Origin of the sequence: Sphingomonas sp. (genome assembly GCF_017304635.1) — a bacterium.
Taxonomy (GTDB): Bacteria; Pseudomonadota; Alphaproteobacteria; order Sphingomonadales; family Sphingomonadaceae; genus Sphingomonas.
Genome location: NZ_JAFKMA010000001.1, coordinates 547,138 through 568,828 on the forward strand (window position 1 = coordinate 547,138; position 21,691 = coordinate 568,828).

General features: G+C 67.1%; 19 protein-coding genes. 11 read left to right on the forward strand and 8 right to left on the reverse strand.

What is annotated here, in order from left to right; translation table 11 throughout:
- Positions 1–49 precede the first annotated feature (49 nt).
- The 3 genes from J0I47_RS02755 to J0I47_RS02765 form a co-directional block, all read right to left on the reverse strand.
- On the reverse strand, positions 50–577 hold the full coding sequence (locus J0I47_RS02755) for an EF-hand domain-containing protein (RefSeq protein WP_294044908.1): 528 nt from the start codon (positions 575–577) through the stop codon (positions 50–52).
- 138 nt (positions 578–715) lie between these two features.
- Positions 716–1,492: a thioesterase family protein gene (locus J0I47_RS02760; protein WP_294044909.1), complete on the reverse strand. Its 777-nt coding sequence runs from the start codon at positions 1,490–1,492 to the stop codon at positions 716–718.
- On the reverse strand, positions 1,492–3,030 hold the full coding sequence (locus tag J0I47_RS02765; RefSeq protein WP_294044910.1) for a class I adenylate-forming enzyme family protein: 1,539 nt from the start codon (positions 3,028–3,030) through the stop codon (positions 1,492–1,494). The genes J0I47_RS02760 and J0I47_RS02765 overlap by 1 nt, the downstream gene beginning before the upstream one ends.
- 74 nt (positions 3,031–3,104) lie before the next feature.
- Here J0I47_RS02765 and J0I47_RS02770 point away from each other — a divergent pair, with 74 nt between their 5' ends.
- Together J0I47_RS02770 and J0I47_RS02775 are read left to right on the forward strand one after the other, a co-directional pair.
- Positions 3,105–3,716 (forward strand): glutathione S-transferase family protein, encoded by a 612-nt coding sequence (locus J0I47_RS02770; protein ID WP_294044911.1) that lies wholly within the window; start codon positions 3,105–3,107, stop codon positions 3,714–3,716.
- Positions 3,713–4,510 (forward strand): SDR family oxidoreductase, encoded by a 798-nt coding sequence (locus J0I47_RS02775; protein ID WP_294044912.1) that lies wholly within the window; start codon positions 3,713–3,715, stop codon positions 4,508–4,510. The genes J0I47_RS02770 and J0I47_RS02775 overlap by 4 nt, the downstream gene beginning before the upstream one ends.
- Here the strand turns inward: J0I47_RS02775 and J0I47_RS02780 are convergent.
- Entirely contained in the window at positions 4,482–5,729 is a 1,248-nt protein-coding gene (locus J0I47_RS02780; RefSeq protein ID WP_294044913.1) for an MFS transporter, read from the reverse strand. The genes J0I47_RS02775 and J0I47_RS02780 overlap by 29 nt on opposite strands.
- Positions 5,730–6,009: 280 nt before the next feature.
- Positions 6,010–6,714: a DNA alkylation repair protein gene (locus tag J0I47_RS02785; protein ID WP_294044914.1), complete on the reverse strand. Its 705-nt coding sequence runs from the start codon at positions 6,712–6,714 to the stop codon at positions 6,010–6,012.
- 49 nt (positions 6,715–6,763) lie between these two features.
- Between J0I47_RS02785 and J0I47_RS02790 the strand changes: the two genes are divergently transcribed.
- The 3 genes from J0I47_RS02790 (at position 6,764) to J0I47_RS02800 (ending at position 12,105) form a co-directional block, all read left to right on the forward strand.
- Positions 6,764–7,978 (forward strand): acyl-CoA dehydrogenase family protein, encoded by a 1,215-nt coding sequence (locus J0I47_RS02790; RefSeq protein ID WP_294044915.1) that lies wholly within the window; start codon positions 6,764–6,766, stop codon positions 7,976–7,978.
- 114 nt (positions 7,979–8,092) lie between these two features.
- Positions 8,093–9,166 (forward strand): acyl-CoA dehydrogenase family protein, encoded by a 1,074-nt coding sequence (locus J0I47_RS02795; protein ID WP_294044916.1) that lies wholly within the window; start codon positions 8,093–8,095, stop codon positions 9,164–9,166.
- 212 nt (positions 9,167–9,378) lie between these two features.
- Positions 9,379–12,105, forward strand: coding sequence for a TonB-dependent receptor (locus tag J0I47_RS02800; protein WP_294044917.1), 2,727 nt, complete (start codon positions 9,379–9,381; stop codon positions 12,103–12,105).
- Positions 12,106–12,463: 358 nt separating this feature from the next.
- Here J0I47_RS02800 and J0I47_RS02805 read toward each other — a convergent pair whose 3' ends face one another.
- On the reverse strand, positions 12,464–13,702 hold the full coding sequence (locus J0I47_RS02805; protein WP_294044918.1) for a TetR/AcrR family transcriptional regulator: 1,239 nt from the start codon (positions 13,700–13,702) through the stop codon (positions 12,464–12,466).
- Between the two features lie 164 nt (positions 13,703–13,866).
- Here J0I47_RS02805 and J0I47_RS02810 point away from each other — a divergent pair, with 164 nt between their 5' ends.
- The 6 genes from J0I47_RS02810 (at position 13,867) to J0I47_RS02835 (ending at position 19,519) form a co-directional block, all read left to right on the forward strand.
- Positions 13,867–15,150 carry an acyl-CoA dehydrogenase family protein gene (locus tag J0I47_RS02810; RefSeq protein WP_294044919.1) on the forward strand — a complete coding sequence of 428 codons (1,284 nt, stop codon included), beginning with the start codon at positions 13,867–13,869 and terminating at the stop codon, positions 15,148–15,150.
- A gap of 113 nt (positions 15,151–15,263) precedes the next feature.
- Complete coding sequence (locus tag J0I47_RS02815; RefSeq protein ID WP_294044920.1) at positions 15,264–16,346, forward strand: Zn-dependent alcohol dehydrogenase; 1,083 nt, start codon at positions 15,264–15,266, stop codon at positions 16,344–16,346.
- A gap of 115 nt (positions 16,347–16,461) precedes the next feature.
- Positions 16,462–17,550, forward strand: coding sequence for a phosphotransferase family protein (locus tag J0I47_RS02820; protein ID WP_294044921.1), 1,089 nt, complete (start codon positions 16,462–16,464; stop codon positions 17,548–17,550).
- Positions 17,532–18,296, forward strand: a complete 765-nt coding sequence (locus J0I47_RS02825; RefSeq protein ID WP_294044922.1) for an SDR family oxidoreductase — start codon at positions 17,532–17,534, stop codon at positions 18,294–18,296. The genes J0I47_RS02820 and J0I47_RS02825 overlap by 19 nt, the downstream gene beginning before the upstream one ends.
- A gap of 123 nt (positions 18,297–18,419) precedes the next feature.
- Positions 18,420–19,220, forward strand: a complete 801-nt coding sequence (locus J0I47_RS02830; RefSeq protein ID WP_294044923.1) for an SDR family oxidoreductase — start codon at positions 18,420–18,422, stop codon at positions 19,218–19,220.
- On the forward strand, positions 19,217–19,519 hold the full coding sequence (locus J0I47_RS02835) for a putative quinol monooxygenase (protein ID WP_294044924.1): 303 nt from the start codon (positions 19,217–19,219) through the stop codon (positions 19,517–19,519). Before J0I47_RS02830 ends, J0I47_RS02835 begins: the two co-directional genes overlap by 4 nt.
- Before the next feature lie 18 nt (positions 19,520–19,537).
- On the opposite strand, the gene J0I47_RS02840 is transcribed toward J0I47_RS02835, so the two are convergent.
- Both J0I47_RS02840 and J0I47_RS02845 read right to left on the reverse strand, forming a co-directional pair.
- Positions 19,538–20,449: an acyl-CoA thioesterase II gene (locus J0I47_RS02840; RefSeq protein WP_294044925.1), complete on the reverse strand. Its 912-nt coding sequence runs from the start codon at positions 20,447–20,449 to the stop codon at positions 19,538–19,540.
- Between the two features lie 100 nt (positions 20,450–20,549).
- The gene (locus J0I47_RS02845) at positions 20,550–21,677 is read right to left on the reverse strand and encodes an acyl-CoA dehydrogenase family protein (protein ID WP_294044926.1); all 1,128 of its coding nucleotides are present in this window, start codon (positions 21,675–21,677) and stop codon (positions 20,550–20,552) included.
- Positions 21,678–21,691 lie beyond the last annotated feature (14 nt).

The following is a 21,691-nucleotide window of genomic DNA, read 5'->3' on the forward strand; positions in this document are numbered from 1 at the left end:
GGGCGGACGAGGAGGGGCGTCCGCCCGGCAACCGGAACAGTAAGGGGGATTACTGCCCGGTATCCGGGGCAGGGGCGGGAGCCGGCGGGGGCGGCGGCGGCATGGCGCCACCATCCGCCGGGGTTCCGCGCCGGCCATGCCTCTGTCCCATTCTGTCACCCATCGCGTCGCGCACCGCCTGGCGTTCCGCGGCGTCGATGACTCCGTCGTGATTCGCATCGACGCGATCGAAGCGTCGTGCCGCCTGCGCGCGGAACTCCGCCCGGTCGACCACGCCGTCGCCATTCGTGTCGAGCCGCGCGAACATGCGGTCGCCCCGATCGGGGCGGCCCGAAGGCGCCGGTGCCGCGCCGTCGGCGGGCGGCGGCGCCATCCGGCGCATCGCGGCAAGCTCGGCGGGCGTCAGTTTGCCGTCGTGATTGATATCGAGCCGGTCGAAACGGGCATCGGCGCGCGCCATCGCCTGGTCGCGAGTCTCGACGCCGGTCGGTTCTGGCGGCATCGGCGCGGTCTGGGCGATGGCCGTGGTGGCGAAGGTCGCGCCGGCCAGCAGCGCAGCAAGAAGGGTGCGGTTCACGGAGATTGGTCCCTCGAACGAAGTGGGCAGGGGCCATCCCCGCCGATGCTGGCTGCTATCGCCGCTCTGTGTCGCCGCGCGGTGTCAGTCCACCGCGATTGTGTCGCAATTTGTCGCGGTTAGGCCGATCGCGGCGCCTCACGCGAAGATCGCGACGCTTTGCATCTGTTCGGCGATCGGCTCGCCGGCGGCGTTCCAGATCCGCATTTCCTGGCTCGAATTGCCGCCCCGGGCATAGGCGCTGTCGGCGCGCAGCAGCCACCAGCCGTCGGTCGTGGTCGGTTGCGGACCGAGGATGTTGAGCTGCCACGTCATCGAACTGACCGGGGCCGGCCCGCCGACCAGTTTCAGCGCGGCCGGCGGCAGACAGTCGGCGACCGCGATCAGCTCGACCATCGGATCGATCCCGTCGCGATCGTTGAGTCGCACCCAGCGCAGCCACTCCGCCGGCCCGACCGTCGCGTCGCGTCGATCGAGCAACTCAAAATTCTGCGCGAACATCACGGCGGAATTGCCTTTGAAGGTGGTGTCTCCGGGCTGCGGCGGGGCGAAGTCGGGCGCGCGACCGACCTGGTGATCGACCTTCGATTCGACGGCGTTCATGAAGACGAACGTGGCACGCAGGCCCAGGCCCGCCCCACTCTCGACATCGGCCTGAACGAACGCCGCGTTACGGCCGCGGCGAAGGCGGCTCGCGCGGATGGTCACCGTGCCCGACAACGGGCCGATGAACGCGACCAGCGCCGACCGCAACGGCGGCAGGTCGGTGTCCGACAGCTGTGCCGCGTGCAACGCCAGCGCCGCGGACAGTCCGCCATAGCTCGTCCGCCCCTGCAGCCAGCTATCCGGGATCGCCCCACGCCAACCACCGTCGATCGGCTCCAGCGCGTCGATGATCTGTTTGAGCCCGGACATCAGTCCCCCTCTTCATGCGGCGCCAGCCGGTCGCGCAGCTCGCGTTTCAGCACTTTGCCGATGGCGCTGCGCGGCAGTTCATCGATCGCGTGCAGCGCCGACAGCCGCTGCGTCTTGCCGAGCTGGCCGTTAGTCCAGGCCATGATGTCGGCGGCCGACGCGTCGATCCCGGTGTGGGGCACGTAGAAGCCGACGGGGGTCTCGCCCCATGCCTTCGACGGAACCCCGATCACGCTGCAATCGGCGACGGCGGGATGGCGGCGCAGCACCGCCTCGAGATCGACGGGGTAGATGTTGAACCCGCCCGAGATGATGAGGTCCTTCTTGCGGTCGAGCAGGGTCAGGAAGCCGTCCGCATCGAACCGCCCGATATCGCCGTGCCGGATATACCGGTTGCCCACCGCATCGTACCATTCGCCATCCGTGGTCGCTTGCCTGCGGCCGTGATAGCCGGTCATCATCGCCGGTGACCGCCCGACCACTTCGCCGACTTCGCCCTGAGCGATTTCGTTGCCGTCCTCGTCGATCAGCCGCATGTCGTGACCGGGCAGGGGCTTGCCGACCGTGTGCAGCTTGTCGGGAAACTCGGTCGCGTTGAGCCCGGTCGAGGCACCGCCCTCGGTCATACCGTAATATTCGACCAGCAGGCCGGGCCAGCGCTTCACGACGTCCGCCTTGAGGGCCGCCGAGAATGGCGCGCTGGTCGAGGTCTTCAGGCGGAAGCTCGACAGGTCGAACCGGTCGAAATCGGGCAGCGCCATGATCCGCTGGTACTGCACCGGCACCAGCATCGCGTGCGTCGCGCGATGGCGCTCGGCGAGTTCGAGGAACGTGCGCGCGTCGAACTTCTTCATCAGGACGGCGGTGCCGCCCCAGCCGAGCGTCGGCAGGAAGCTGACCAATGTCGTGTTGGAGTAAAGCGGGGTAGAGGTCATCGTGACCGCGCTGTCGAATCCGCTCGCGGCGTTGCGGCCGATATGCGCCCAGCGCATTGCGTGGCTCTGGACGATGCCCTTCGGCGCGCCGGTGGTGCCCGACGAATAGATGATGTTGAAGCCATGCTCGGGTGCGATCGTGACGGGGGCCGGCGTCGCGCCCTCGGGTGCCAGCCATGCGGCGAAGTCGTCGCTGTCGAGCCGGACTTGCCGCGCCGCGATCGGCTGGCCGGCGACCGCCGCAGCGTTGTCGGCATCGACGAACACGATCGGCGCGCCGCAATCGGCGATCATCGCCGCCAGCGCGGCCGGCGTCGACGACGGTGCGAGCGGTGTCGCCACGCACCCGGCACGCAACGTGCCCATGAACACCGCAACATATTCGATCGAGGCGGCGGCGACGATCGCGACCGACTGGCCCTGCGCCACACCATCGCGCTGCAACGCCGCGGCGATACGGTCCGTCAGCGTGTCGAGTTCGGCATAGGTCAGGCTCGCGCGCTCGTCGGCGACGGCCACCTTGTCGCCACGCTCGCGGGCATGATCGCGCAGGAGGTCGGGCAGCGTGGCGAAGTCGCTGGTCAGCAGGTCGGTCGCGCTCATGGCAGGGCTGGCTAGGCGAACGTCGCCGCGAATGCCATACGCAATATTCGAAAACGGGAATCGAGAGGGTTTCGATGCTGTTCTACAACGCCCCCAATCCGGCGCCGACCCCGCGCCGCGTGCGCATCTTCCTGGCGGAGAAGGGGATCGCGGTGCCGATGCAGGACATCTCGATCATGGGCGGCGAACTGAAGTCGGACGCGTTCCTGGCGGTCAATCCGCTCGGCCAAGTGCCAGCGCTCAAGCTCGACAGCGGCGAGGTGTTGACCGAGACGGTATCGATCTGCCGGTATTTCGAAGCGCTGCATCCGACGCCGCCGATGTTCGGGACCGATCCGCTGGAGATGGCGCGGATCGACATGTGGATCCGCCGGGTCGAGTTGCGGTTCGGCTCCCCGCTCGCGATGATCTGGGTCCACACACACGCCTTGACCGCCCGCCTGTTCCAGCAATTCACCGAGTTCGGCGAGAGCAATCGACCCAAGGTCGCGGACGCGATGCGCTTCATCGACGATCAGCTGGCGGGACGCGAATACCTGGCGAGCGATGCTTTCTCGATGGCCGATATCTGCCTGCTGACGATCGTCGATTTCGCCGGGTTCGTCGGCACCGCCGTACCCGACGAGCTGACCAACCTGACGGCGTGGCACGCGCGCGTATCGGCGCGTCCGAGTGCCCGGGCATGAGCGCGGCGATGGACGGACGGGTCGCGATCGTGACGGGCGGCGGCACCGGGATCGGCGCGAGCGTCGTGCGGATGCTGGCCGAACGGGGCGTGCGCTGCGTGGTCAACTATGCGTCGAGCAGGGCCGATGCTGAGGCGGTCGCGACCGAAGCGGGTAATGGCTCGATCGCGGTACAGGCGGACATCGTCGAGGATGCCGCGTGCCGCGCGCTGGCCAAAGCAGCGGTCGACGCGTTCGGGCGGATCGACTTCCTGGTCAACAATGCCGGCCGCACCAAGTTCGCCAACCACGAGGATCTCGACGCGCTCGACGCGGAGGACTTCGTCGACATCTACCGCCTCAACACGATCGCCGCGTTCCAGATGGTGCGTGCCTGCGCGCCGGCGATGCGCGAGCGGGACGCGAGCGCCGTCGTCAACGTGGCGAGCGTCGCTGGGCTGTACGGCATGGGGTCGTCGGTCGCCTATGCCGCGTCGAAGGGCGCACTCATCACCCTGACCAAGAGCCTGGCGCGCGTGCTGGCGCCGGCGATCCGGGTCAATGCGGTGGCGCCGGGCTATGTCGGGACCGGCTGGTTCGAGAAGCGGCTGGGGGCGGAGGGGTTCGAGAAGCTCAACGCCACCATCGCCGGCCGCGTGCCGATGGGCTTCGCGACCGGGCCGGACGACGTCGCCGGGCCGATCGTCCAGCTGATCGATCCGATCGCCCGCGCGATCACCGGGGAGGTCACGCTGATCGATGCCGGCGGGCATCTCGACATGGCGCTTACTCGGCGGCCGGGGAAGGAGAGCTAGCGCGCGGCGCGGCGTCGGATGCCGGCACGCGGTCGAGCACTTTCCACACGATCACGCCGAGCGCGATCGTCACCAGCACCGCCGCCAGCAGGAAATTCGCCCCTGGAAAGCCGTGATCGACGCCGGTCGCCAGCGCCTGCGTCAGCAACAGCGGCCCAAGGATCGACGAGATGCTGCCCATGCTGCCGATCCCGCCCTGCAACGCGCCCTGGTGTTTCGCGTCGACCATCCGCGACAGGAGCCCGTTAAACGCGGGAAACACGAAGCCCTGAAACGCGCTGACGGCCATCAGGACGTAAGCCTGCCACCCTGTCGAGGCGAAGGCGAAGAGATAGAAAGCGAGGCCCGCCGAACACATCCCCGCCACCATCGCCCGCCGCTCGCCGAAGCGCCGGATGACGGGGCCGGTCAGCATCCCCTGCACGCACGCCATGATGACGCCGACGAAGGCGAGGCTCCAGCCGATCGCCTTGGCGTCCCAGCCCAGCCGCATCGCCGCCCAGAACGACCAGGTCGACGGATAGACCATATGCGCGAGCTGCCAGACGAACCACGCGGCCAGCAGCGGCGCGGCGTTGCCGGCGTGGAACAACGGGCGGAAAGCGCCGATGATGTGCGCGTCGTGCAGGTGGAACGGGCGGCGATTCTCGACCGCCAGAGTCTCGGGCATCAGGAAATACATCGTCGCGGCGTTGACCAGCGCGAGGACCGCGGCGGCGATGAACGGTGCGCGCGACCCGAACTCGGCCAGCAACCCGCCGATCGCCGGGCCGACGATGAAGCCGATGCCGAACGCCATGCCGATCAGCCCAAACGTCGCGCCGCGCTTCTCGGGCGGGGTCACGTCGGCGATCACCGACCCGGCGGGGCCGTAGACTGCACCCGCCGCCCCCGCGATCGCGCGGCCCAGGAACAGCCAGCCGAGCGTCGGCGCCCATGCCATCAGCGCATAGTCGATGCCGAAGCACAGCATCGACGTCATCAGGATCGGCCGCCGCCCGAACCGGTCGCTGAGGTTACCGAGCACCGGTCCGGCGAAGAACTGCATGACCGAGAACACGACCAGCATGTACCCCGCGACGCGCGTCGCCTGTTCGAGGCCGATGTGACCGAGTTGCGTGATGAGTTGCGGGAAGATCGGCATGACGATGCCGAACCCGATCGTGTCGATCAGCACCGCGGCGAGCGCGATCGGTACCGCGCGATTATCGAACGTCACGAGCCCACATCCCCCGCCCAAAGGTCACGAGAATCGCACCCTTTCACGCGAGGCCGGATGGTGGCGCGGGAAGGGGGGCTCTCGATCACCGTTTCTTTCTTCCGCCGCCGACGGGATGCCGGTGGTGGTGACGGCCCCCTATAGCGGGGTTTGTCGGGCAGGGGAAAATTGGGTGATCGAGCGGGCGATTTCGACCCGTCCCGTCATTGCGAGCGGAGCGAAGCAGTCCAGGGTAGCGGGCGACGCGCTGGATTGCTTCGCTGCGCTCGCAATGACGAGGCTAGGCGACGTGTTTCAACGCCTCGCGCCGACTTAGAGCGCTTATCCGATCGGCGTTGGCGGTGATGTAGCGGGTGACTTCGGCGGGATCGGTGCGGGCGTATTGGCGCAAGGCCCAGCCGATCGCCTTGCGCAGGAAGAACTCGCGACTTTCCAGCGACGGTTCGATGCACGCATAGAGCAAATCGAGGTCGGTCGCCGCCTTGGCCGGCAACTGGCACAGGATCGCGCTCCGCCGCTTCCACAGGTCGGCGTCGTTCGCCCAGTCGCGCATCGCCGCCGTCATCGCCAAGCGGTCGTTGCGCAACAGTCCCCACAGCCGATGCCCGGCGAGTTCGTCGATATAATCCCACCATGCACCGTCGACGATCATCGCCTCGTACAGCGGCAGCGCGGCGATCGTCTGGAACGGCCGCGCCGCGGCGACGCCGGTCAGCGCGATCGCGGCATAGCGTTCCTCGCGGAATGCCGCCTGCCGCCACAGCGTCAGCACGTCGGCCTGCCACGCCGCAATGTCGGGCCAGTCGATCTCGGCGAACACCGCACGCAACGCACCCTGTCGCGGCACCGCCGGCACGCCCAGGAACGGCATCGCCGATTTCATGTAGGCCTGCATCGCCGGTGCCCTTGCAGGCTCGGCGACGGCGGCCAGCGCGTCGCGGACACGTCCGGCGAGGGGCTTTTCGGCGGGGCGGGTTTGTGTCACAGCTTCACCATACCCGACATTCAGATTCGGTGAAGAGGAGAGGATTGCCATGGCGACCGCCGCCGCAATGGAGCGCCCCGCGGACGCGCTCGACGATTTCCGCGCCGAGGTGCGCGACTGGCTCGCCGCCAATTTCCCGCCTTCGCTGAAAGGCAAGGGCAATGCGCTTGCCAGCGTCGAGGGCCCGACCCGGGAAACACCCGATATGACCGCGTGGCGCGAAGCGATGGGCGCGAAGGGCTGGGGCGTGCCGACCTGGCCGAAGGACTATGGCGGCGGCGGCTTGAGCCGCGCGCAGGCCAAGGTGCTGGGCGACGAGATGGCGCGGGTCGGGGCGTGGAACCCGATCGGCGGCATGGGCGTGATGATGTTCGGCCCGACCCTGCTGGAGTATGGCAGCGAAGCGCAGAAGCATGAGCATATCCCGCCGATCGCCAAGGGCGAGATCCGCTGGTGCCAGGGCTATTCGGAGCCGAACGCCGGATCCGACCTCGCCAACCTCCAGACCTTCGCCGAGGACAAAGGCGACTATTATATCGTCAACGGCCAGAAGACCTGGACAAGCGGCGGGCAGTGGGCTGACAAATGCTTCTGCCTCGTCCGCACCGACAAGTCGGACAAGCACAAGGGCATCAGCTTCCTGTTGATCGACATGGATGCGCCGGGCGTCGAGGTGAAGCCGATCAAGATGATCTCCGGCATGTCGCCGTTCTGCGAGACGTTCTTCACCGATGTGAAGGTGCCGAAGGAGAATCTGGTCGGCCAGGAGGGGCAGGGCTGGACGATCGGCAAGCGGTTGCTCCAGCACGAGCGCACCAATTTGTCGGGCGGCGGCGCGCGGTTGCAGATGGCAGGGCCGAGCCTCGCCGACCTGGCGAAGCAGCATGTCGGCACCGACGAATCCGGTGCGATCGCCGACAAGGACCTGCGCGCGCGGATCGCCAAGTGGGAGATGGACTGGCGCACCTTCCAGCTGACCGCAATGCGCGTGATGGCGGAATCGAAGGCGGTCGGCGGAGTCAGCGAAGTGTCGTCGATCCTCAAGACGGTCGGCACCGAGCTGGGCCAGGAACGCGCCGAACTCATCATCGAGATCAAGGGGTTGCAGGGGCTCGGCTGGGAGGGGGAGGGCTTTTCCGACACCGACCTGCACGACGTCCGCGCCTGGTTGTTCGGCAAGGCGACGACGATCTACGGCGGCTCGACCGAGGTGCAGAACAACATCATCGCCAAGCGGATCCTGGGGATGCTGGATCATCAGTGAGGGGTGAGGGAGCAGGGAGCAGATGCCCTGAACACCTGCTCCCTGCCTCCTGCTCCCCCAATCAAATACAACGAGCGCATTGAGTTGCAGCGCTAGCCAACAGGGTAACCAACAATGGCCGTACTCAGCGAAGAACAGACGATGTTGCGCGACATGGCGCGCGAGTGGACGTCGAACGAAAGCCCGGTGACTGCGTGGCGCAAGGTGCGCGATGGCGATGCCGCGGCTGGGTTCGACGCGGCGGTCTATGGCGAGATGGCCGAGATGGGCTGGGCTGGGATCGTCATCCCGGAAGCTTATGGTGGGTCGGACTTCGGCTGGCTCAGCCTGGGGCTGGTGATCGAGGAACTGGGCAAGACGCTGACCGCGAGCCCGCTCGCGGCGAGCGCGATCGCGGCATCGGCGATCGTGCTCGGCGGGAGCGAGGCGCAAAAGGCGGCGTGGCTACCCCGGATCGCGAGCGGCGAACTGGTCGCCACGCTGGCGGTCGATGAAGGCCCGCGCCACGATGGCCGCGCTGGCGGCACAGCGGTCACCGGCGGCAAGCTGAGCGGCACCAAAACGTTCGTCGCGGAGGGCGATGGCGCCGGACTGTTCGTGGTCGCGGCGAGCGACGGCCTCTATCTGGTCGATGGTGCCGATGGCGGCGTGTCGCGCGCGCGCCGCCACCTGACCGATTTCCGCAGCCATGCCGACGTGACCTTCGACGGCGCGGCGGCGGAGAAGCTGGCGAAAGGTGGCGATGGCTTGCTGGACAAGGTGCTCGACCGCGCCCGCGTGCTCGCGGCGGCGGAGATGCTGGGCATGGCGGGGCAGGGGTTCGAGACCACGCTCGCCTACCTCAAGCAGCGGGTGCAGTTCGGCCAGGTGCTGGCGACGTTCCAGGCGCTGCAACATCGTATGGCCAATCTCTACAGCGAGATCGAACTGATGCGCTCGGCGGTGGAAAGCGGGCTCGCCGCGATCGACGGCGGCGGCGACACGCGTCAGGCGGCACTCCTCGCCAAGGTGAAGGCGAACGAGGTCGGCCACATGATGAGCCGCGAGATGATCCAGCTCCATGGCGGGATCGGCATGACCGACGAATATGACGCCGGCTTCTACCTGAAGCGGATGCGCGTGCTGGAGGCGATGTGGGGCAACATCGCCTATCTGCGCGACCGGTTCGCGACGCTCAACGGATATTGAGTACGCGCGATCCGACAACGTTGATGACGTTTTTCGTGGTTCGGGTTTGGTTCGCCCCGGCCCTATAGCGGCATGGCATTTACGCCACAGGTGGCGTCCCGTCTTGTTTTGCAACGCGAACAAGGCTTGACGGTCGCGTCAAGCCTGTGCCTATTCGATGCGTGGGTATGGCGCCGGAGGAAAAGCGCGCCCGCCCGAAGGGGAGATGCAGGATGACCAAGACCCGTTTGCTGTGCGCGTGCGCGCTATCGGCCGTGACGATCGCCGTGGCAACCCCCGCCGTCGCGCAATCGACCCAGAGCGCCCCCACCGCGCCGGTCACGACGCCGACCGAGGAACAGGATACCAGCAACGACATCGTCGTCACCGCCCAGGGCCGCGCGCAGCAGCTGTCCGACGTGCCGGTCGCGGTTTCGGCGGTCAACGCCGATACGCTCGCCAAGTCGGGCGCGACCGACATCCGCGCGCTCAACCAGATCGCGCCGTCGCTGCTCGTGTCGTCGACCGGCAACGAATCGAACGGCTCGGCCCGCCTGCGCGGCATCGGCACGGTCGGCGACAATCCGGGTCTCGAAAGCTCGGTCGCGGTGTTCGTCGACGGCGTCTATCGCTCGCGTTCGGGCATCGGCCTGAACGAACTCGGCGACATCGACCGGATCGAGGTGCTGCGCGGGCCGCAGGGCACGTTGTTCGGGCGCAACGCGTCGGCCGGCATCATCAGCATCTATTCGAAGAAGCCGGCGTTCGATTTCGGCGCGGGTGGCGAAGTCACCTACGGCAATTACAATTACTGGCGGTTCGCGGGCAACGTGAACGTGCCGCTGAGCGAGACGGTCGCGGCGCGCGTCGACGGCGTCTACGTGTCGCGCGACGGCTTCTACAAGAACCTGACCGATGGCTCGCGGGTCAACGACCGCAACCGCTATTTCGTCCGTGGCCAATTGCTGTTCCAGCCGTCGAGCCAATTGTCGTTCCGCCTGATCGGCGACTACACGCACCGCGACGAGGCGTGCTGCACCGCCGTCTATATCAACGAGACGGTGGCGCCGGCGAACCAGAACCTGCTGACCAACGCCAACACGATCATCCCGGTGCTGACCGCGCTGGGCCAGCCGACCGCGGCGTTCAGCAATCCCTATTCGCGCAACGTCTATCTCTCGCCGGGCCGCTCGTCGGCGGGGCGGACGGTCGATTGGGGCGTGTCTGGCGAGCTCAATTACGAGTTCGGTGGAAACACCAAGCTGACCTCGATCACCGCCTATCGCGGGTATGAGAATTACCAGGCGTCGGACACCGACTATTCCTATGTCGACATCCTGTACCGCGCGCCCGGTCGCGACGCCGGCGCGCGCCAGTTCAAGACGTTCAGCCAGGAATTGCGGCTGCAGGGGCAGACGCTCGGCGGCAAGCTCGACTGGCTGATCGGCGGTTATTACGGGCACGAGGACCTGCAAGTCCGCGACAACCTGAAGTTCGGCTCGCAATATGGCCGGTTCGCGACGTGCCGACTGGCCGCAGCGGTGTTCGGATCGTTCAGCGCGGGCAATCCCGATTGCCTCGCGCCGACGACGCTGGCGGCGTTGCGCGCGAACCTGATCCCCACGTTCGGCGCGCTGGGCGCCGTCGTGGCCGGCGGGTTCGATCGCCTCGACAGCGTCAACAATGTCGGCCAGACCGGATCGGTGCTCAATCAGAAGGAGCAGAATTACGCCTTCTTCACGCACAACATCTTCGAGGTTGCGCCGGGCCTGAAGCTGACGGTCGGCCTGCGCTACACGCACGAGAGCAAGAAACTGAACGGTACGTTTGCCAACAACAATACGGCGTGCCCGGCGCAGCAGGCGGCGTTGCTGCCCTATCTCAACCTGTCGCCGGCGTTGTTCGGCGGCCTGCTCGGTCTGACCTGCCAGGGCAATTCGACCAGCGAGCTGAACGGCGTCAGCGTCAACGGCAGCCGGTCCGAAAACCGCCTGACCGGGACCGGGATCCTGTCGTACAAGGTCAACCCGCGCCTGCTGGTCTATGCGAGCTACGCGCGCGGCTACAAGGCGGGCGGCTTCAACCTCGATCCGTCGGCGTTGAAGAACCCGATCCCGACTTTCGCCTCGGTCGGCGGCGCGCAGGCGGTGGCCGGCAACCTGCAATTCGCGCCGGAGACCAACGACGCGCTCGAGCTCGGCGCGAAATATTCGTCGCGTGCGTTCAGCCTGAACATCGCCGCGTTCCGTCAGCTGTTCAGCAATTTCCAGCTGAACACGTTCAATGGGTCGGTCTTCCTGGTGCAGAACATCGATGCGTGCTCGACCAGCCTGAATGGGGCGGATCGCGACACCAGCGCGAGCACCGGCGCCTGCACCGGCAAGACGAAAGCCGGCGTCGTGTCGCAGGGCGTCGAGCTAGAAGCGGTCCTCAATCCCTCGCGCTATTTCAGCGTCAATGCCGGTTTCACGCTGGCCGACACGCGGTACCGCAACAACTTGGTCGGCAACGCCGCCGGGGTGCCGCTCGATCCGGCGCTACGCATGCTGCCGGGGAACCAGATGTCCAACGCGCCGCGCACGGTGACGACGATGGGCGTGTCGTGGACGCCGCCGATCGGCGACACCGGGCTGAGCGCGCTGTTCTACGTCGATGGGCGCCTGACGAGCGATTTTAACACGGGCTCCGACCTGTTCCCGCAAAAGGCGCAGGACGGCTATTTCGTGATGAACGCGCGCGTGGGCCTGCGCGGCAAGGACGATCGCTTCTCGATCGAATTGTGGGCGCAGAACCTGCTCAACACGAACTACACGCAGGTCGCATTCAGCTCGCCGTTCCAGGCGGGGGCCAGCACCGCGACGTTCACGCCCGACTCGCGCTATCCTGGCGGGGCGCAGATCTTCTCGGCGTTCCTGGCGGAGCCGCGGACGTACGGGATTACCTTGAGGGGCAAGTTCTAGGCTAGCGGCCGCGAAATAGCGTCGCTATTCCGCGCCCGGCCACGCCGGGCCGAGAGCCCGGCTGGCGATGCGCAGCATCGGCCGACGGCGCGGATTTACTCCGCGCCGGGCTGGTTCGTGGGTGGGAGCGGCTGTCAAATATGCCCGAAACTCCGGCCTAGAGCCGGAGTTTCGCTCTTTCGTATCGGACGCAGGAAGAAGCGGGACCCGGATCAAGTCCGGGGCGACGAGGGTAATTCAAAAGCGGGTGCTCTGCGGTGACGCTTCGTCGCCCCGGCGAAGGCCGGGGCCGCCGGGTTTTTGTTGGCGAACCCTCGAACCACATATAGCGGCCCCGGCCTCCGCCGGGGCGACGATTTCAGCCGACTATGCCGTCGTCAAAAAGCCCGAATGCCAGCGTCGAGGCGTAATATTTCACCGCGCGGTCCCGCGGCATCGTGCTCGCCCATTTGCGCATGTCGAACGCCGCGTTTTGCAATGCCATCAGCGACTGCGCGACGATCATCGGGTCGACCGGGCGGAGCGATCCCTCGGCCGCACCATCGGACAGCATCCCGGCATAGCGCCGCGCGATCCGGTCCGACCGGTCGATCATCGCGCGCCGCACCGGCGTCGGCAGGCCGTTGAGCGCGGTGGTGCGCAACAGCGGCCCGCGCTCCGAGAATTGCACATCGAGCAAGGTCGCGACGATGCTCGACAGACGGTGCCACCAGTCGCCGCCGGCGGTGTCGCCGGCTTGCTGCACCTCGACGATCATGTCGAAGCTGCGCTTGAAGCACTGGATGATGAGGTCGTCCTTCGCGTCCAGATGGTGGTAGAAGCTGCCCTTGGTGACGTTCAGTTCCGACGCGATCCGCTGCACGCTGGCACCGCGATAGCCGAGTTCGTTGGTCAGCCGGGTGGCCGCGCGCAGGAACGCCTCGCGCCCCGGTTCCGCTTCCTCATGCTCGACGTCGAGCAGGGTCGGCTCCCAGCGCGCGCCCGGTCCGGCGAAACCATGGCGGAACATGTCCATCAGCCGCGCCTCGACTCGGTCGAACTGGTCGAGGTCGTAGCGTTCGATCCAGGCCGGAATCCAGAACGTATTCTCCAGCAGGACGTGCGCGCGCGCGCCGTTCAGATCCTTCTGCCGGCGATCGGCGGGCTCGCCCCACAGCGCGCGCGTGCGGCGGAACACGTCGCGCCAGCCGGCCATCAGCCGGCCGAGCATCGGCTCCTCCATCGCGCGCAGGTCGGACAGCGAGGCGAGCGCGCGCTCGTCATGCTCGCGAATCCGTGCGTACCGCACCATGTTGAGCGCGACGTAGCGGGCGACCCGCGCCTCTGCGGTCGGCTCGGCATGCGCGGCGTCGAGCATCTCGCCCAGCACTTCCAGCGTGTGTTCGAAACACGCCTGCGCCAGATCTTCCTTGCGCTTGAAATAATAGGTCACGCTGGTCGTGTTCAGCCCGACCCGCCGCGCGACGTCGGCGAAGGTCATGCCCTTCGCGCTCTGCTCGTTGATCGCTTCGGACGCGGCGGCGAGGATGGCGTCGCGCTTGGCGCGGAATCGCTTGGTCCGGACTTCTTCGACGTCGGCGATTTCTACGTGCCCCATCGGTCGATCCTAACAGGTTCGAAGGACAGGACCAGCGGTTTCATAATCGTGACGGCTGCATCTTTTCGTTTTTTCGTTCACATATCAAAAGGACGCGAGAACGGCTTTACCGAAAATGCGGTACGGTATACCCGACTCGCCTACAGCCACAGGAGAGCGATGCGATGGACTTCACGTTGAGCGAGCGCGAGACCTATTTCCGCGACCGGGTGAAGGCGTTCATCGACAAGGAAATCGCGCCCCGCAACCACCTCTATCACGAGCAATCGCACGAGGGGGATCGCTGGAAGGTGCTGCCGGTGATCGAAGAGGTGAAGGCGATCGCCAGGGCGCAGGGGCTGTGGAATTTCTTCATGCCGCCGCATTCGGGCCAGACTCACGTCGACGACAGCTTCGAGTTCGAAGGGACGCAGCTCACCAACCTCGAATACGCCCTTTGTGCGGAAGAGATGGGCAGGATCGGCTGGGCGTCCGAATGTTTCAACTGCTCGGCACCCGACACCGGCAACATGGAAGTGTTCCACCGCTACGGCACGCGCGAGCAGAAGGAGCGCTGGCTCAAGCCGCTGATGAATGGCGAGATTCGTTCCGCCTTCCTGATGACCGAGCCGGCGGTCGCCTCGTCCGACGCGACCAATATCGAGACCAGCATGGTCCGCGATGGCGATCACTACGTCATCAACGGGCGCAAATGGTGGTCGTCGGGCGTCGGCGATCCGCGCTGCGCCGTCGCGATCGTGATGGGCAAGACCAATCCCGACAACAAGCGGCACCAGCAGCAGAGCCAGATCCTCGTCCCGATGGACGCGCCCGGCGTGACGATCGAGCGGATGCTGTCGGTCTATGGCTACGACCACGCGCCGCACGGGCATGGTCAGGTGCTGCTGGAGAATGTCCGCGTGCCGGTCGAGAACATCCTGCTCGGCGAGGGGCGCGGCTTCGAGATCGCGCAGGGCCGGCTCGGGCCGGGGCGCATCCATCACTGCATGCGCACGATCGGCACCGCCGAGACCGCGATCGAGGCGATGGCCAAGCGCCTGCTGAGCCGCGTCGCATTCGGCAAGCGGATCGCCGACCATTCGATTTGGGAACAGCGCATCGCGCGCGCGCGGATCGACATCGAGATGACCCGGCTGCTCTGCCTCAAGGCCGCCGACATGATGGATAAGGCCGGCAACAAGTCGGCCCAGCTCGAGATCGCGATGATAAAGGTGCAGGCGCCGACCATGGCGTTGCAGATTCTGGACGATGCGATCCAGGCGCATGGCGGCGGCGGCGTCAGCGACGACTTCCCGCTCGCGCACCAATGGGCGGCGATGCGAACTTTGCGCTTCGCCGACGGGCCGGACGAAGTGCACAACCGCGCGATCGCCCGGAACGAGTTCGGCAAATATGGCGACTATCGCACCGACCTGCCGTCGAGCGGGGATATCGGGGTCAGCCGCTAACGCTTATCCGTCATGCCGGACTTGTTCCGGCATCCACCGCGCAGCAATTTCCACCGAAGCGGATGGCACGGTGGACCCCGACACAAGGCCGGGGTGACGAAGGGAAGAGCAAGTTGAAGGCAGCCGTTTTGTTCGAGGCGAAGCAGCCGCTCGAAATCCGCGACGTCGACGTGGCCAAGCCTGGCCCGCACGAGGTGCTGATCCGGACAGCCGCATGCGGCGTATGCCGCTCCGACCTGCATTTCGTCGATGGCGCCTATCCGACGCCGCTGCCCGCCATCCCCGGCCATGAAGCAGCCGGCATCGTCGAGGCGGTCGGCAGCGAGGTCCACACGGTCAAGCCGGGCGACGCGGTCGTGACCTGCCTGTCGGCCTTCTGCGGCCATTGCGAGTTCTGCGTGTCGGGCCGCATGTCGTTGTGCGTCTCGGCCGAGGTGCGACGGCAGCAGGGCAGCGAGCCGCGCCTGTCGATGGACGGCGCGCCGGTCCATCAGATGCTCAACCTGTCGGCCTATGCCGAGATGATGCTGGTCCACGAACATGCCTGCGTGCGCGTTGATACCGACATGCCGCTCGACCGCGCGGCGCTGCTCGGCTGTGCGGTCACGACGGGGGCGGGGGCAGTGTTCAATTCGAGCCCGGTGACGCCAGGCGAGACCGTCTGCGTGGTTGGCTGCGGCGGGATCGGCCTGGCCGCGGTCAACGCCGCCAAGATCGCGGGCGCGGGCAAGATCATCGCGCTCGACCCGGTGCCGGAGAAACGCGCCCTGGCCGAAAAGCTCGGCGCGACGCACAGCTTCGATGCGACCGCCGACGGTACGGTCGGCGAGGTAGTCGAGCTGACCAAAGGCGGTGTCCATCATGCGATCGAGGCGGTCGGGCGCGAGGCGTCGGCGGAAACCGCGGTCAAGGTGCTGCGGCGCGGCGGCACCGCGACGATCCTCGGCATGATGCCGCTCGGCAGCAAGGTCGGGCTGTCGGCGCTCGACCTGCTCGGCTCGAAGAAATTGCAGGGCGGGCTGATGGGCGGCAACCGCTTCCCGGTCGATATTCCCCGGCTGGTCGATTTCTACCTGCGCGGGCTGCTCGACCTCGACTCGATCATCGCCGAGCGGATGCCGCTGGAGCGGATCAACCATGCGTTCGACGAACTGCGCAAGGGCGATGCTGCGCGTAGCGTGATCGTGTTCGGATGATGCCGACCGGCCCTCGTCATCCCCGCGCAAGCGGGGACCCATCTCCCGACCGTTGCGCTGGGTGGGACGGGCACGAGATGGGCCCCCGCTTGCGCGGGGGTGACGGGAGGGTTTTATGACGACGGCGCATCCCGACGACGCCCCCAAGACGGTTGCGGTCGACGAGAGGAACGCGCTCGACCTCGACCGGCTGGCCGCGTGGATGGCGGCGAACGTTGCCGGGTTCGCCGGCCCGCTCGACTACACCAAGTTCGCCGGCGGCCAATCCAACCCGACCTACAAACTGAGCGCGGCATCGGGCGACTATGTCCTCCGTCGCAAGCCGTTCGGCAATCTGCTCCCCTCGGCGCACGCCGTCGATCGCGAATATCGCGTGATCGCGGGGCTGTACCCGACCGGCTTCCCGGTCGCGCGGCCCTATGGCCTGTGCACCGACCCGGCCGTCATCGGCACCGACTTTTACGTCATGGGTTTCGCCGACGGGCGGAGCCTATGGGACGGGACGCTGCCCGATTACACGCCGGCGGAGCGGACCGGCATCTACAACGCGATGTGCGACACGCTCGCCGCGCTCCACAACACCGATCATGTCGCCGCAGGGCTCGGCGAATATGGCAAACCCGGCAATTATTTCGAACGCCAGGTCGCGCGCTGGACGAAGCAGTACAAGCTGGCCGAAACCGAACACATGCCGGCGGTCGAAAGCCTGATCGAGTATTTGCCGCGCACGATTCCCGAGCAGACACGCAGGTCGATCGTCCATGGCGACTACCGCATCGACAACATGATGTTCCACGCGACCGAACCGCGCGTGATCGCGCTGCTCGACTGGGAACTGTCGACGCTGGGCGATCCGCTGGCCGATTTCAGCTATTTCCTGATGAGCTGGGTGACCGTGCCGGAGGGACGGTCGGGCATCCTGGGCAAGGCCGGCGGCGACAGCGGCATCCCGACGATCGACGACATGGTCGCGCGCTACTGCGCCGCGACGGGGCGCGACGGGGTGCCCGACCTCAACTGGTACTTCGCCTACAACCTGTTCCGGCTGACCGGCATCGTCCAGGGCATCAAGAAGCGCATCGTCGAGGGTACCGCGTCCTCGGCGCAGGCCGGGATCGCTGGCCGCATCGCGCCTTCGCCAACGGCCCCGGCCTTCGCCGGGGTGACGAGATGGGAGGAGAGAAAATGTCGCTGTTCGACCTGACCGGCAAGATCGCGATCGTCACCGGATCGTCGAAGGGGATCGGCAAGGCGTCGGCGTTCGAACTCGCCGAGCATGGCGCGAAGGTCGTCATCTCGAGTCGCAAGCAGGACGCGTGCGACGCGGTCGCGGCGGAGATCAACGCGACATACGGCGACGGCACCGCGATCGCGGTCGCCGCCAACATCTCCGACAAGGCGGCGCTGCAGTATCTCGTCGACAAGACGCGGGCGGCGTTCGCGCGGATCGATGTGCTGGTCTGCAACGCCGCGTCCAACCCCTATTACGGCCCGCAGGCGGACATCAGCGACGAGCAGTTCCGCAAAATCCTCGACAACAATATCGTGTCGAACCATTGGCTTATATCGATGGTCGCGCCGGAGATGCGCGAGCGCCGCGACGGCGCGATCATCATTGTCTCGTCGATCGGGGGACTTCGCGGATCGCCCCAGATCGGCGCCTATTGCATTTCGAAAGCGGCCGACATGCAACTCGCGCGCAATCTCGCGCACGAATATGGCCCCGACAATGTCCGGGTGAACTGCATCGCGCCGGGCCTGGTCAAGACCGACTTCGCTCGCGCGCTGTGGGAGGATCCGGCGCGGCAGAACGCGGCCAACCGTTCGGTCCCGCTCCGTCGCATCGGCGAGCCGGCGGACATTGCCGGCGGCGTCGTGTTCCTGGCGTCGCGCGCGGCGGCGTTCACCACGGGCCAGACAATCGTGATGGATGTCGGCGTGACGATCTAGATTGTCCGTCATCCCGACCTCGTGCCGGGATCCACCATGCCGCGAGCGTGGGACGAGAGTTTCAACGGCGGGCCAAGCCGCCCGGTAGATGCCGGGACAAGCCCGGCATGACGGAGGATGAAAATGGCAAGGTTTACCGACAAATCGATCATCGTCACCGGCGCGGGCTCGGGTATCGGCCGCGCCACCGCCCTTCTGTTCGCGCGCGAAGGCGGGCGGGTGATCGTCGCCGACCGGACCAAGGGTGCGGAGGAAACCGCGCGGATGATCCTCGACGCCGGCGGCCAGGCGGTCGCGATCGAGATCGACGCAGGGCTTGAGGATGACGTCGTCCGCACCGTCGATCTGGCGGTCGAGCGGTTCGGTGGGCTCGACATCATGTTCGCCAATGCCGGGATTTCGGGCGGCGTGGCCAACATCTTCGACACCGATGTCGAGCTGATCTCGGAGGTGTTGCGCGTCAACCTGATCGGCCCGTACCTCGCGATCAAGCACGCCGCGCCGAAAATCGCGGAGCGGGGCGGCGGCGCGATTGTGCTGACCGCCAGCGTCGCCGGCATCCGTTCCGGCGCAGGCTCGCCGGCCTATTCGGCATCGAAGGCTGGGGTCATCAACCTGGCGATGACCGCGGCGCAGCAGCTGTCGGGATCGAACGTCCGCGTCAACGCGATCTGCCCCGGTTTGACCGAGACCGGCATGACCAAGCCGACCTTCGATTATGCGCGGGATGCTGGCAAGATGGACCGGGTCGGCCGGCTTAACCCACTGCGGCGTGGCGCGCAGCCCGAGGAACTGGCCGAAGTCGCCGCCTTCCTCGCCAGCGACGCCGCGAGCTACGTCAACGGCCAGGCGATCGCGGTCGACGGCGGCCTGTCGTCGAGCCACCCGGTGACCAAGCAGGAATATGGACGGACCGCGGTATGACCTTGCTCATCATGGGAACGGTGCGCATCCCCAACGGCGCGCTCGATGCGGCGCGGCCGGCAATGGTGGCGATGCTGGCGGCGAGCCGCGCGGAGGATGGATGCCTGGCGTACAGCTACGCGCAGGACGTACTCGACCCGCGCGTCATCCATGTCAGCGAGCGGTGGCGCGACCGCGCCGCGCTCGACGCGCATTTCACGACACCGCATATGGCGGCGTGGCGCGCGCAATTCGCGACGCTCGGCATCACCGACCGCGACCTGACGCTATACGAAAGCGACGACGGCGCGCCGATCTGACCGCGCCGCCGGCGGGGATCAGTCGCGTGGCGTGCGCCTGCGGATCAGCCCTTCCTGCGCGGTGCTCGCGATCAGGCGGCCGTCGCGCGTGAAAATGCGCCCGCGGTTGATGCCACGGCCATGCCCGGCCCACGGCGCGTCCATCGCGTAGAGCAGCCACTCGTCGGCGCGGAACGGCTCGTGAAACCACATGGCGTGGTCCAGGCTGGCGGTCTGCATCCCCGGCGTCATCCAGTTGACGCCGTGTGGCATCATGCTCGTCGCCATCAGCCCCATGTCGCTGGCATAGGCCAGGACGGCGCGGTGCATCGCCGGGTCGGCGTCGAGCGGCGCGACCGCACGGATCCAGGTGTAGTTGACCGGCTCGCGCACGTCGGGCGCGACCCAGTTGCGCGGATAGAGTGGGCGCACCTCGATCGGGCTGGACCAGCGCAGGAACCGCTGGCGATGCTCCTCGGGCAAGTCCTTCGCGGCGTCGACGCGCAGTTCGGCGTCCGATTTCAGGCCCTCGGGCGGGGGAATGTTGGCGGGGAACGCGTCCTGGTGATGGAAGCCGTCCTCGGCGACCTGGAAGCTGGCGGCGAGGTTGAGGATGGGCTGGCCGTTCTGGGTCGCGATGACGCGGCGCGTCGCGAAGCTCCGGCCGTCGAAATCGCGCACGACGCGATATACGATCGGCAACGCGTCGTCGCCGGCGCGCATGAAATAGGCGTGGAGCGAGTGCGCCGCCTTGCCCTCGGTCGAACGCTGCGCCGCCTGGAGCGCCTGGCCGATCACCTGCCCGCCGAACACGCGCCCGCGACCACCGGGCAGCCGCGCGCCGCGATACAGGTCGGTATCGAGCTCCTCGACATCGAGCAGGTCGACCAGCCCGGCGACGAGCTGCTCGGGCGTGCGCGGCGGGCGAGGGGTTGGGTCTTCTTCGGCCATGCTGGTTCCTTAGCAGCGTTCCAGCGAAAGCAGGAACCCAGAGCCACAGGCGGCGTCGCTGGTAACCCTGGGCTCCTGCTGTCGCAGGAGAACGGGCGGCTCAATACCCCGCCGCGCGCGCCAATCGGTCGGCGTGGTAGTTCGCGTCGCCGAACATCTCGGCCAGTACGCGCTGGCGCTTCATGTAGAAGCCGATATCATATTCGTCGGTCATGCCGATGCCGCCGTGCATCTGCACGCCTTCCTGCACCCCCAGCATCGCGGCGAGCGACGCCTGCGCCTTGGCGACCGATACCGCCTCGTCGGCCTGGGGCGAACCGGCGTCGAGCAGTTGCTGCGCTTTCAACGTCGCGGCGCGGGCGACCTCGAGCTCGGCATAGAGGTGCGCCGCGCGGTGCTGGAGCGCCTGGAACGTGCCGATGACGACGCCGAACTGCTTGCGCTGTTTCAGGTAATCGACGGTCAGGTCCATCGCGCCGCCGCCGACGCCGAGCAATTCGGCCGCCGCCCCCGTGCGCCCGGCGCGGAGCAGGCGGTCGAGTGGATCGCGGCCGGCATCGACCTCGCCGATCACCGCGTCGGCAGTGACCTCGACATTGTCGAACGCGAGCCGTGCCGCGATGCTCGAATCGGCCAGCCGCTCGGCTTCGGCGGTCAGGCCGGCGGCGCTCTTGTCGATCGCGAACAGCGTCACGCCGTCGCGATCGTCGGCCGACCCAGCGGTGCGCGCGGCGACGATGATGAGGTCGGCGACATGGCCGTGCGTCACGAACTGCTTCTTGCCCGACAGACGGAAGCCGTTGCCCGACCGCTCGGCCGTGAGCGATACGGCGTCGCGGAACTTCGGCCCCTCGTCGATCGCCAGCGCGGCGACGGTCTCACCCGCGACGATGCCGGGGAAGTAGCGCGCCGCCTGCGCGGTGCCCTTCAGCGCTTCGACCGCGGCGACGGCGGTGGCGAGGAACGGGGACGGCGACAGGTTGCGGCCGATCTCCTCCAGCACCACGCCCGCCTCGACATGGCCGAGCCCGAGCCCGCCCTGATCCTCGCCGATCAGGATGCCGGTGAAGCCCATTTCGGCGAACTGCTTCCACAGGTCGCGACTGAACCCGGTGACGTCGTTTGCGTCGCGCAAGTGCCGCATATGCTGCACGGGCGCGTGTTCGGCGACGAAATCCTTCGCAGTATCGCGCAGCATCGCCTGTTCGTCGTTCAAATACAAAGGCATCCATCGTTCCTGTT